The sequence below is a fragment of the Bradyrhizobium sp. Leo78 genome (assembly GCF_059512425.1).
In genome coordinates this window covers 133,525-145,328 of the sequence record NZ_JCAMOT010000006.1, presented here as the reverse complement: position 1 = coordinate 145,328, position 11,804 = coordinate 133,525, and the positions used below count along the sequence as shown (strand labels likewise).

13 protein-coding genes are annotated in these 11,804 nt (G+C 64.9%); 11 read left to right on the top strand and 2 right to left on the bottom strand.

Going from position 1 to position 11,804, the window contains the following annotated elements; genetic code table 11:
* Window positions 1–123: 123 nt before the first annotated feature.
* Window positions 124–855: a phosphonate metabolism transcriptional regulator PhnF gene (phnF, locus tag AC5ZG1_RS10165; protein WP_130226179.1), complete on the bottom strand. Its 732-nt coding sequence runs from the start codon at window positions 853–855 to the stop codon at window positions 124–126.
* A gap of 113 nt (window positions 856–968) precedes the next feature.
* Here phnF and phnG point away from each other — a divergent pair, with 113 nt between their 5' ends.
* The 10 genes from phnG (at window position 969) to AC5ZG1_RS10115 (ending at window position 9,300) form a co-directional block, all read left to right on the top strand.
* Complete coding sequence (gene phnG / locus AC5ZG1_RS10160; protein WP_028165306.1) at window positions 969–1,430, top strand: phosphonate C-P lyase system protein PhnG; 462 nt, start codon at window positions 969–971, stop codon at window positions 1,428–1,430.
* A 4-nt stretch (window positions 1,431–1,434) separates the two neighbouring features.
* A complete protein-coding gene (gene phnH / locus AC5ZG1_RS10155; RefSeq protein ID WP_496132754.1) occupies window positions 1,435–2,040 on the top strand; it encodes a phosphonate C-P lyase system protein PhnH in 606 nt (201 codons plus the stop codon).
* A 2-nt stretch (window positions 2,041–2,042) separates the two neighbouring features.
* Window positions 2,043–3,146 carry a carbon-phosphorus lyase complex subunit gene (locus tag AC5ZG1_RS10150; protein ID WP_130226177.1) on the top strand — a complete coding sequence of 368 codons (1,104 nt, stop codon included), beginning with the start codon at window positions 2,043–2,045 and terminating at the stop codon, window positions 3,144–3,146.
* A complete protein-coding gene (locus tag AC5ZG1_RS10145) occupies window positions 3,143–4,027 on the top strand; it encodes an alpha-D-ribose 1-methylphosphonate 5-phosphate C-P-lyase PhnJ (RefSeq protein ID WP_496132753.1) in 885 nt (294 codons plus the stop codon). The genes AC5ZG1_RS10150 and AC5ZG1_RS10145 overlap by 4 nt, the downstream gene beginning before the upstream one ends.
* Entirely contained in the window at window positions 4,020–4,820 is an 801-nt protein-coding gene (gene phnK / locus AC5ZG1_RS10140) for a phosphonate C-P lyase system protein PhnK (RefSeq protein WP_496132752.1), read from the top strand. The genes AC5ZG1_RS10145 and phnK overlap by 8 nt, the downstream gene beginning before the upstream one ends.
* An 8-nt stretch (window positions 4,821–4,828) precedes the next feature.
* Window positions 4,829–5,527, top strand: coding sequence for a phosphonate C-P lyase system protein PhnL (gene phnL / locus AC5ZG1_RS10135; protein ID WP_496132751.1), 699 nt, complete (start codon window positions 4,829–4,831; stop codon window positions 5,525–5,527).
* Between the two features lie 10 nt (window positions 5,528–5,537).
* Window positions 5,538–6,689, top strand: coding sequence for an alpha-D-ribose 1-methylphosphonate 5-triphosphate diphosphatase (locus AC5ZG1_RS10130; protein WP_496132750.1), 1,152 nt, complete (start codon window positions 5,538–5,540; stop codon window positions 6,687–6,689).
* Window positions 6,686–7,282: a phosphonate metabolism protein/1,5-bisphosphokinase (PRPP-forming) PhnN gene (gene phnN, locus AC5ZG1_RS10125; protein ID WP_028165313.1), complete on the top strand. Its 597-nt coding sequence runs from the start codon at window positions 6,686–6,688 to the stop codon at window positions 7,280–7,282. Before AC5ZG1_RS10130 ends, phnN begins: the two co-directional genes overlap by 4 nt.
* A gap of 13 nt (window positions 7,283–7,295) precedes the next feature.
* Complete coding sequence (locus tag AC5ZG1_RS10120) at window positions 7,296–7,907, top strand: pyridoxamine 5'-phosphate oxidase family protein (RefSeq protein ID WP_456642394.1); 612 nt, start codon at window positions 7,296–7,298, stop codon at window positions 7,905–7,907.
* 259 nt (window positions 7,908–8,166) lie between these two features.
* Window positions 8,167–9,300, top strand: coding sequence for a diguanylate cyclase domain-containing protein (locus AC5ZG1_RS10115; protein WP_496132749.1), 1,134 nt, complete (start codon window positions 8,167–8,169; stop codon window positions 9,298–9,300).
* Window positions 9,301–9,551: 251 nt separating this feature from the next.
* Here AC5ZG1_RS10115 and AC5ZG1_RS10110 read toward each other — a convergent pair whose 3' ends face one another.
* Window positions 9,552–10,370 (bottom strand): alpha/beta fold hydrolase, encoded by an 819-nt coding sequence (locus AC5ZG1_RS10110; protein WP_496132748.1) that lies wholly within the window; start codon window positions 10,368–10,370, stop codon window positions 9,552–9,554.
* 484 nt (window positions 10,371–10,854) lie between these two features.
* On the opposite strand from AC5ZG1_RS10110, the gene AC5ZG1_RS10105 reads away from it, so the two are divergent.
* The gene (locus tag AC5ZG1_RS10105; RefSeq protein ID WP_496132845.1) at window positions 10,855–11,778 is read left to right on the top strand and encodes a LysR substrate-binding domain-containing protein; all 924 of its coding nucleotides are present in this window, start codon (window positions 10,855–10,857) and stop codon (window positions 11,776–11,778) included.
* The last annotated feature ends 26 nt before the right edge of the window (window positions 11,779–11,804 follow it).

The following is an 11,804-nucleotide window of genomic DNA, read 5'->3' as shown; positions in this document are numbered from 1 at the left end:
TGAGCGGCCTCTCCGCGCACTCTCGCCTATCGAATTTGCAGAAGCAGCCCCTCACCCTAACCCTCGCAGAGTGAGCTTTGCTCGTCTCGCCCCCGCGAAGAGCGGGGAGAGGGAAGAACTGGATTACCCGTTCTCCACCAAGAACTCCACGCGCTCCGCCGCAAAACGCGAGCGCTTTGTCACCAGCGGCTTGTCGTCCAGATCGACGTCGGTCGAGTCGACCACCAGGATCGGGCGGCCGAGCGCCAGGTCGAGCCGCGCGGCGTCGGTAGCGTCGACGATGCCGGCGGTGATCCGCGTCGAGGTGCGGCGATAGTCGCGGATGCCGAAATGTTCGAGCAGTTTCGTCATCGAGCGGACGCTGGCGAACACCTCTCCCGCGCCCGGAAAGCGCTCGGCCGAAAGCCAGGAGGTGGAGACGCAGATCGGCGCGCGGTCGGCGAACCGCAGCGACTCGATCCGGACCAGTGGCGCGCCGACCTTCAGTCCGAGTTCCCGCGCCAATTCCCGGCTCGCCACGTCTTCCGAGGCATCGATCAATTGCCCGCGTGGCTCGCGGCCGCCGGCGCCGACGATCTCCGAGAAACGCGTGCGCGAGCGCAGCGGATAGGCGATTTTCTGCACCTCGACATAAGTGCCGCTGCCGCGTTCGGCGCGCACCAGTCCGCGCTCGGCGAGCGCCGCCAAGGCGCGCCGCACCGTGTGCCGGTTCACGCGGTAGGTCTCCGCGATCTCCATCTCGCCCGGCAGCTTCTCGCCGGCGGCAAAGCGGCCCTCGGCGATGCCGCGCTCGATGCCGTCGGCGACCAAGCGCCACAGCGCGACGCCCGATGAGGCGGTGTCCTGCACACTCATATCGGAAACCCAGTCCTGTCGAAAATCATGCCCCTGTCATGAAACAGTCATGGCGTTTGCTTATCAAGTTGTCTAGTATCATAGACAACTTCAGTCAGGCAAGGTTCCGCGAGATGACGAAGACCGAGCAAGACAGCAGGCGGGCGCAGCGCCGGGCGGGAATGGCGGTGCTCGCCCAGTCGGACGCTGCCGACATTTCGGCCCGGCTCAGCGAGATGGCGCTGCCCGCTCACAAGACCCTGCGCGAGCCGGAAAACGGCCTCGTCATGGTGCGCGGCCGGGTCGGCGGCGATGGCGCGCCCTTCAATATTGGCGAGGCGACCGTCTCGCGCGCGGCGGTGCTGCTTTCGACCGGCCAGGTCGGTTTCGGCTACACGCTCGGACGCGACCATGAGAAGGCACGGCTGATCGCGTTGTGCGACGCCATGGCGCAATCGGACGATTTTGCCGATGCGGTTGAGCAGGAGGTGATCGCGCCGCTGCGCACGGCCATGATCGCCAAGCGAGACCGGGTGGCCGCGGAGACGGCGGCGACGCGGGTTGATTTCTATACGATGGTGCGCGGTGAGGGCTGAAGACATGACGGCGATTGCCGAACTGCCGCCGGGCTTCTCCGACAAGGTCTTGTCGGCGCAGGCAACATTCCGTTCCGTAATGAACGCGATGGCGCGTCCGGGGAAGGTCGAGCGAATCGCGGCGTCGGCCGGCGCGCCTGATGGCGTGATGCACGGCGCGGCCGCGATCGCGCTGACGCTGTTCGATCACGATACGCCGGTCTGGCTCGATGGCGCGATGTCGCCCCCCGAAGTCGCCAAATGGCTCAAGTTCCACACCGGGGCGCCCATCACCGGCGATCCCGCGATTGCAAGCTTTGCGCTGATCGGCGATCCCGAGAATCTCCCCGCGCTCGATCGTTTCGCGCTCGGCAGCGGCGAATATCCCGATCGTTCGACCACGCTGATCCTGCAGATTGGCAGCCTGTCGCACGGCGCGGCCTACGAACTGCGCGGCCCGGGCATCGACGGCTCCACCGTGCTGACAGCGACCATCGAGCCGCACGATCTGTTCGATCAACTCGCCGTCAACGCCACGCTGTTCCCGCGCGGCATCGACGTCGTGCTGGTCGCGGGTGATGAGATTGTTGCGATCCCGCGCACCACGCGGCTCGCTTATGGGAAGGACTGACGATGTACGTTGCGGTCAAGGGCGGCGAACGCGCCATCGAGAACGCCCATCGCCTGCTCGCGCATGAACGGCGCGGCGACCGGGAGGTGCCGGAGCTTACGCTTGCGCAGATCTCCGAACAGCTTGCGCTCGGCGTCGATCGCGTCATGGCGGAAGGCTCGCTCTATGATCGCGAGCTCGCCGCGCTCGCGATCAAGCAGGCGCGCGGCGACCTGATCGAGGCGATCTTCCTGGTTCGCGCCTTCCGCGCCACGCTGCCGCGCTTCGGCGCCACCGAGCCGGTCGATACCGGCAACATGCAGATCCGCCGCCGCATCTCCGCGACCTTCAAGGACATTCCCGGCGGCCAGATCCTCGGCCCCACCTTCGACTATACCCATCGCCTGCTCGACCCGCAGCTTGCCGAGGGTTTTGTGCCGGAGGCGCCTGCGACCGGCGAAACATCGTCCGCCGAGACGCCGCGCGTCACCGACATCCTCGCTCACGATGGTCTGATCGAAGCGTCGCCGCAAGCAGAAGCGGACGCGCCGATCGGCGATCTCACGCGCGAGCCGCTCAGCTTCCCCGCCGACCGCGATCTGCGGCTGCAGAATCTCGCCCGCGCCGACGAAGGTTTCCTGCTCGCGCTCGGCTACTCCACCCAGCGCGGCTACGGCCGCAACCATCCCTTCGCCGGCGAGATCCGCTTCGGCGAGGTTGATGTCGAATTCTTCGCCGAGGATGCGGGTTTTGCCGTTCCGCTCGGGAGAATCGAACTCACCGAGTGCCAGATGGTCAATCAGTTCAAGGGCTCGGCGACGGAAGCGCCGTGCTTCACCCGCGGCTACGGGCTCGCCTTCGGCCAGAGCGAGCGCAAGACCATGTCGATGGCGCTGGTCGATCGTGCACTGCGCGCGCGCGAGCTCGGCGAGGAGGTGAGGGCGCCGGCGCAGGACGAGGAATTCGTGATGTCGCATTCCGACAATGTGCAGGCGACCGGCTTCGTCGAGCATCTCAAGCTGCCGCATTATGTCGACTTCCAGTCCGAGCTCGGCCTGCTGCGCAGGCTGCGCACAGAATTCACTGAGGCCAACGCATCGGAGCCGCTGCAGGAGGCCGCCGAATGAACACGCCGTCGTACAATTTCGCCTATCTCGACGAGCAGACCAAGCGGATGATCCGCCGCGCGATCCTGAAGGCGATCGCGATCCCCGGCTACCAGGTGCCGTTCGCGAGCCGCGAGATGCCGATGCCCTATGGCTGGGGCACCGGCGGCGTGCAGGTGACCGCCGCGATCCTCGGCCCCGATGACGTCTTGAAGGTGATCGACCAGGGCTCGGACGATACGACGAATGCGATCTCGATCCGGAAATTCTTCGGCAAGACCGCGGGCGTCGCGACTACGACGTCGACCACGGAAGCTACCGTAATCCAGACTCGCCACCGCATCCCAGAGGCGTCGCTGCATGAGGGGCAGGTGCTGGTCTATCAGGTGCCGATCCCCGAGCCGCTGCGCTTTCTCGAGCCGCGCGAGACCGAGACGCGGCGCATGCATGCGCTCGCCGAATACGGCTTGATGCACGTCAAGCTGTACGAGGACATCGCCCGCTTCGGCCATATCGCCACGGCCTATGCCTATCCGGTGAAGGTGAACGCGCGCTATGTAATGGACCCGTCGCCGACGCCGAAATTCGACAATCCGAAGATGGACAATTGCGCGGCGCTGCAATTGTTCGGCGCCGGCCGCGAGAAGCGCATCTATGCGATCCCGCCTTACACGACGGTGGTCTCCCTCGATTTCGAGGACCATCCGTTCAAGCCTTACCGCTTCGACGCGCCGTGCGCGCTCTGCGGCGCGGAGAATTCCTATCTCGACGAGATCGTCACCGACGACAAGGGCGGGCGGATGTTCGTCTGCTCCGATACCGACTATTGCGAGCAGCGCCAGGCCGAAGGCCATCGCGGCCACCAGAGCGCAGCGCCGCACAAGGAGAGGGCGCATGTCTGAGCCGGTGACCACGCCCGACGACGATCAGCCGCTCTTGATTGCGGACGGCCTGTCGAAGAATTACGGGCGGCTTGCCGCCTGCCGCGACGTGTCGTTCTCGCTCCATCCCGGCGAGGTGCTGGCGATCGTCGGCGAGTCCGGCTCGGGCAAGTCGACCTTGCTGCAACTATTGTCGGCGCAGCTTGCGCCGAGCGCGGGCAGCGTGTCCTATCGCATGCGCGATGGCGTGCTGCGTGATCTTGCTTCGCTCGGCGAAGCCGAGCGGCGCTTCCTGTTCCGCACCGATTGGGGCTATGTGCACCAGGATCCCGCACAGGGCCTGCGCATGGCGGTCTCCGCCGGCGCCAATGTCGGCGAGCGGCTGATGGCGATCGGCTGGAATCACTATGGCCGCATCCGCGACACCGCAACGACATGGCTCGAGCGCGTCGAGATCGACATCGGCCGCATCGACGATGCGCCGAAGACCTATTCCGGCGGCATGCGGCAGCGCCTGCAGATCGCGCGCAACCTTGTCACTGCGCCGCGGCTGGTGTTCATGGATGAGCCGACCGGTGGGCTCGACGTCTCCGTGCAGGCCCGCCTGCTCGACCTCATGCGCAATCTCGTCAGCGAGCTCAACCTCGCCGCCATCGTCGTCACCCACGACCTCGCGGTGGCGCGCCTCTTGTCACACCGGGTGATGGTGATGAAGGGCGGCCGCGTCATCGAGACCGGCCTGACCGACCAGGTGCTCGATGATCCACGCGAGCCCTACACCCAGCTGCTCGTTTCCTCGATCCTGCCGCCATAAGGACGCCGATGACTGCGATGATCGAAATCTCCAATGCGGCAAAGACCTTCACCATGCATCTGCAGGGCGGGGTCGAACTGCCTGTCGTGAGCAACGTCTCGTTCCATGTCGAACCGGGCGAATGCGTCGTGCTGTCCGGGCCGTCAGGGGCCGGCAAGTCGTCGATCCTGAAGATGATCTTCGGCAACTATCGTTGCGATGCCGGGCGGATCGGCATCCGCCACCAGGGCAAGGTGATCGATCTTGCCAGCGCCGAGCCGCGGCAGGTCCTGAGCGTGCGCCGCGCCACCGTCGGTTATGTCAGCCAGTTCCTGCGCGCGGTGCCGCGGGTCGCGACCATCGATGTCGTCGCCGAGCCGCTGGTCGCTGGCGGCACGCCGCGTGCCGAGGCGCGCGACAAGGCCGCCGCGCTGCTCCGCCGTCTCAACATCCCCGAGCGGCTGTGGCGGCTGCCGCCCTCGACGTTCTCCGGCGGCGAGCAGCAACGCGTCAACATCGCCCGCGGCTTCGTGTCCGATCTGCCGATCCTGCTGCTGGACGAGCCGACGGCCTCGCTCGATGCGGCCAACCGCGCCGTGGTGGTAGAACTGATCGGCGAGAAGAAACGCCGCGGCGTCGCAATGGTCGCGATCGTGCATGACGATGAAATCCGTCATCTGATTGCAGACCGAATCGTGGATGTCACGTCATTCGCTGCGGCGGCATGAGAGGGGTGAGATGACCGCAAGAGAGACCATCATCGGCAATGCGCGCCTTGTGCTGGCCGATCGCGTCATCGAGCGCGGTTGGGTCGCGCTCGCCGATGGCCGCATTGCCGAATTCGGTGAGGGGAGCGCCCCCGACGGCAGCGAGGATGCCGGCGGCGATCTCATCATGCCGGGCATGATCGAGCTGCACACCGATCACCTCGAAGCTCATTACGTGCCGCGCCCGAAAGTGTTCTGGGACCCGATCGCCTCCGTCATCTCCTATGACGCGCAGCTTGCGACCTCGGGCATCACCACTGTCCTCGACTCGCTCCGGGTCTGGCGCGAGGACGGTGCAGAGGACGTCGATGGCCGTGCCGGCATTTTGGCGGCGGCGATCTCGGCGGCCCGCGAGGGCAATCTGCTCCGTGCCGATCACTTCCTGCACCTGCGCTGCGAAATCCCGATGCCCGACGTGGTGGCCGAGGCGAAAGAGCTGATTGACCGGCCCGACGTCCGCCTGATGTCGTTGATGGACCACACCCCCGGCCAGCGCCAGTTCCGTGACGAAGTGAAGCTGCGCGACTACTATCGCGGCAAGGGCGGCGGCATGACCGATGCCCAGCTCGACGAGCTCTTCGCCCGGCGTTTCGCCAACCAAAAGGCCTATGCCGCCACCAACATGCGCGCCATCGTCGCGCTCGCGCATGAATACAACATCCCGCTCGCGAGCCACGACGACACCACCGAGGAGAACGTCGTCGACGCCGTGCGCGACCGCGTCTCGGTCGCGGAATTCCCGACCACGATGGAAGCCGCCTGCGGCCTGCACGCGGCCGGCATCGACATCCTGATGGGCGCACCCAACGTGGTGCGCGGCGGCTCGCATTCCGGCAATATCGCCGCCGTCGATCTCGCCCGCGAGGGGTTGCTCGACATCCTGTCGTCCGACTACATTCCTTCGAGCCTGTTGATGGCGGCGCTGCAATTGCCGCGGCATGTCCCGGCGATCGATCTCGCCTCCGCGGTGCGCGCGGTGACGAAGACGGCGGCCGAGGCGGTGGGGCTCACGGACCGCGGCGAGATCGCGGTCGGCAAGCGCGCCGACCTGATCCGCGTGCACATCGCGCGCGACCTCCCGGTGGTGCGCAGTGTCTGGCGGGAAGGGGAGCGGGTCGCATGACGGAAGCACAGGCAATCGCAATCGACACACCCATAGCCATCGGCCCCGGCCGCCTGGTGCTGGTGGTCGGCCCGAGCGGCGCCGGCAAGGATACGCTGCTCGGGCTCGCCAAGGCGGCCTGTGCCGAAGACGGCAATGCCGTCTTCGCGCGCCGCGTGATCACGCGCGCCTCCTCGGCCTCCGAGGACAATGAGGAGGTCAGCGCGGACGCGTTTGCCGAGGCAGTCGCGCGCGGCGACTATGCCATGCATTGGGAGGCACATGGCCACAGCTATGCGCTGCCGCGCGCGGTCGACGAGGATCTGCGCGCCGGCCGCACCGTGATCGCCAACGTCTCGCGCACGGTGATATCGGTAGCCCGCCGCGCCTACGCCAACGTCGTCGTGGTCCAGATCACCGCGCCGCCGAACGTGCTGGCCGAACGGCTCGCAATGCGCGGACGCGTGAGCGACGGACGGATCGAGCATCGGCTCGGCCGCACCGTCGATGAGACGACGGCCGCTCCCGACTTCACCATCGTCAATGTCGGCACCGCCGACTATCACGCGGGCCAGCTCGCGCGGATCATCAAGGGCAGCCGCTGGGACGAGTAAACAAGGGAAGCCGATGACAAATATCGCGACGATCGAGCAATTGGAGGCGATCTACGGCTTCCCCAACGATGCTTCCACCGTCAAGGTCGCCGATCGCGTCACGCCGCCCTATCGCATCCTGATCGAGACGTCGCCGTTCGCGGCGCTCGCCACCGTCGGTCCCGAAGGCATCGATTGCTCGCCGCGCGGCGACCTGCCCGGCTTCGTCCGCATCCATGACGAGAAGACGCTGATGATGCCAGACCGCCGCGGCAACAACCGCGTCGATTCGCTCCGCAACATCGTCCGCGACCCGCGCGTCGCGCTCTTGTTCCTGATCCCCGGCTCCGGCACCACGCTGCGCGTCAACGGCAGTGCCCATCTCTCCATCGATCCCGATTTGCTTGCCTCCTTCAAGATGGAAGGCAAGGCGCCGCGCTCCGTCATCGTCATGACCGTCGACGAGATCTACTTCCAGTGCGCCCGCGCGATCGTCCGCGCCGACCTCTGGAATCCCGACAAGCGCGTCGATCCCAGGACGTTGCCGACTCCGGGCCAGATCCTCGCCGGCATGAGCGAGGACAAGGTCGGCGGCGAAACCTACGACCGCGAATGGCCCGAACGCGCCCGCCAGACGATGTGGTGAGGTAGCCCCGCACAAAGCTCGCTGTCATTCCGGGGCGATGCGAAGCATCGAGCCCGGAATCCATTTCTCCGCCTGCGTATGCGGCCCGATGGATTCCGGGTTCGCGCTTTGCGCGCCCCGGAATGACGGCGTTCCAGAACGGAGCTCCTGCTGCGGCTACCGCCGCCTTGATGGTCCCTTACGCCTGTCATGAAGCAGGCAATGACCGGACTCAGCCGCCTCACCGTTTCTTAGCAACTCCACGGCATGGTGCCGGTCCATGAGACTGACAGCCTTGTCCAGCGCCGTGCAGCCAGGCATTCGCCGCGAACTGATCAAATTACTGTACACGTCGATGCCGCAAGTCATGGCGATCACCGTGACATCGGGCACCGGTGCGATCGCGCTTGCCCTGGTCAGCGGCGATATCGGCTATGCCTTGATTTCCTGTCTCATTCTGATCACCGCTGGCGCCCGGCTGTACAGCCTGCATCTCTATAAGCTGCGATCGACGAATTTTTCCGACGCGGACGTGCTGCGCTGGGAGCACATCTACGGCATCGGCGCGGTGGCGTTCTCGGTGGGGCTCGGCTTACTGTCATACCGCGCGCTCCGGCTCGGCGATGCGGCCGGGGCGTGGATCAGCTTCGGACTGTCGATGTCCTTCTGCGTCGGCATGGTGTCGCGCGCGGCGGTGCGTCCGTGGATCGTGCTGTCGGCATCGGCCGTGCTGTTCGCGCCGACCATCGTGGCGGGCCTGCTGCGGCCGGAGCTCGCCTACAAGCTCGGCTCCTGCATGCTGTTCCTGTTCTGGATCACGCTGCGCGAGGCCTCCCGCCATCTCAGCAAGGCCTTCATCGAGCGGCTGGAGGCCCAGCAGGCGCTGGCGCGCCAGGCCCATCATGATTTCCTCACCGGATTACCGAATCGTGTCGCGTTTCTCTCGGCGCTGCAGAAGGCGGCGGGGCGCATCGCCATCATCGCCATCGATCTTGATGGTTTCAAATCGGTGAATGACCGCCTCGGCCATCACGCCGGAGACGCGCTGCTCCGCCAGGTCGCCGAACGATTGACCCAGTGCATCGGACCGCAGGGCACCGTTGCCCGCTTTGGCGGCGATGAATTCATGCTGCTGCGTCCGGTGGAAGAGGGGCCGGCGGGGAAGGATGCGGCCGTGGCGCTCGCCAAGCGGGTGGTCGAGGCGCTGTCGCTGCCGTTCTTTGTCGCACAGGAGCCGGCGCGGATCGGCGCCAGCGCCGGCATCCTGGTGACCGAGCTTGCCTCGGAGTCCGCGGTCGGCACGGCATCGTTGCTGGAGCAGGTCGACCGCGCGCTCTACGCCGCCAAGCGCGCCGGCGGGGGCCGCTGGCAATGGTCTGGCGACAAGGCCACTGCGCTGGATCAGGCGGTTTGAATCATGAAGCAGCCCGAACTGCATCGGTGCGCGAGACACCAGGACGTGTACTCATAATCCCCGCGCCGCAGATCAAGGTGCTTTGAGGTCCGCTGTACCCCTGATAGCGGTGCGATAGCTGACCCCACCAGAGGTCCGAGTTGGGCCAAAAGCGGCAGTCGCATACCGTGTCGTGAACTGGAAGGAGATGCCGCCTTAGAAACGGCATCTCCTTCGTGCGGGAAGGCGATTGACGGAGGAGAGATGCCGGGTCAAGACCTGATGAACGCGAGTAGGTCGGGGTTGAGGACATCTGCATGCGTGGTGAGCATGCCATGGGGATAGCCGGCATAAGTCTTCAGCGACCCGTTCTTAAGCAAATCGACCGCACGCGGCACTGAACTTGCGAACGGGACGACCTGATCAGCCTCGCCATGCATCACCAGCACCGGCACGATGATCTTCTTGAGGTCTTCAGTATAATCTTCGAGCCAGGAGTCGACGGTTGCGTAGTGAGCCAGGGCGCCGCCGCTCATGCCTTGGCGCCACCAGTTCGCGATGACCGCCTCGGAAGGCTTCGCCCCATTAAGGTTGTAGCCGTAGAACGGATTCTCAGGGACGAAACGGTAAAACTCCGACCGGTTGCCCAGCACGCCTGCCCGAATCGCTTCGAACCACTCCGGCGGTTGACCGGACGGGTTGTCCTTGCTCCGGTACATGTTCGGCGTCAGTGAAGCGACCAGCGCCGCCTTCGCGACGCGATCCTGGTGCCGAGCGACATAGCGAGCCACCTCACCGCCGCCTGTGGAGTGGCCGATGTGGATCGCGTCGCGCAGGTTGAGATGCTCAGTCAAAGCCGCGAGGTCGGCAACCCAATGGTTCATGTCGTTGCCGGTACCGGGCTGGTCGGACCGGCCGTGGCCGCGCCGGTCATGAGCGATCACCCGATACCCGTGATGAAGGAAGAACGTCATCTGGGAATCCCAGTCGTCCGCTGTCAGCGGCCAACCATGGCTGAAAACGATCGGCTGACCCGATCCCCAATCCTTGTAGAAGATTTTTACGCCGTCTGTCGTCGTGATCTTGGGCATCGAGGTGCTCCATCTGCGCTATTGGATTTATTGAAAGGTTTGCGGACGGGTGTCTAAAGAAAGCAAGCGAGCCCGAGCTGATCAGGCCACAGATCGCGCCCCCTGGCCTTCCAAAAGACACGATGTTCAGCGGCCTCGCCGGCGAGCCCTTGCCGTGGCAACACCCGATCGCCGACGCGTTGTCGGCGGATCCGGCGCGGCGCTATTCGCCGCTTTTGCGCATTCGCGCGCATTTCCCGCTAAATGAGGGAAACCGCTCTCGATCGCGCTGCAGAATTGTTGAGGCCGTACCGAATCGCGATCACGCCGTGCCTATCGGCCTGGAGTGCTGGGATCACTTTGCTGAAGACGATACGAGGCTTCGGCGAAGACATTGTTCGTTGTCCTTTTCTTGGTTGAAGACTACGAAACGGTAGATCCCTCTTTGGCTCCTGACCAAGACCTTGTAAGCTTCAAGCTATGCCTGGAAGACATACGAGGGATCATGGAGCTCCGGCACCTGCGCTATTTCATTGCCGTCGCTGAAGAAGGCAGCCTGCTGAACGCCGCCGAGCGGCGACTGAACACCTCCCAGCCGTCGCTGAGCCGGCAGATCCGCGATCTAGAAGCCGAAGTCGGCGTCCAGCTATTGGAGCGCCAGGCGCGCGGCGTGACGCTGACGGCCGCCGGAAGGGTATTTCTTGATCACGCGCGGCTGGCGCTGCTGCAGGTTGAGGCCGCAACGGAGGGCGCCCGGCAAACAGCGCAACCGCAACGGCCCGTCCTTTCGATGGGTTTTCTCGTCGGGCTGGAGGTGATGTGGCTCCCTCAGCTGCTGCGCATCCTTCGCGAGGAAGCACCCGATGTTGAAGTCACGCTCAGCACGCAGTCTTCACCAGAACTCGCGCTCGCATTGATGCGGGGAAAGTTGGACATAGCTTTCCTTCGTCCCGAGAAAGACAACGAGGGCGTCGTCTTCAAGATGTTGGCGAAGGAGCCGTTGATCGCCGTGCTGCCGGCCGAACATCATCTGGCATCGCGCAAGAAGATTCGTCCCCAAGATCTCGCCCGCGAGATCTATGTCAGCTCGGCAAGAACTTCTCCGGTCTTGCAAGAGGTTATACAGAACTACGCATCTCGGGTCGGTATTACTCTCAAGGCGAAGTACGAAGGCGAAAACATATCATCGGCCATGTCGCTCGTGGCTTCCACGGGCGGAATTAGCCTCGTACCCCTCTATGCACAGAACATGCTGGCACCGAACGTCGTCGCTAGAGCGCTCGAGGGCGGCACTCCAACAGTCGATCTGGCCCTGGGATACAATCGGGCAAATCCGTCACCCTTGCTCCGTCGGCTTTTGTCCCGCGCGGATGAATTGGTCGCAAACGTTCAGAACCAGAGCATTATACGCTATGTTGAAGCTCAATAGATGGCGGCGTTAGACGTCTGCTTCGG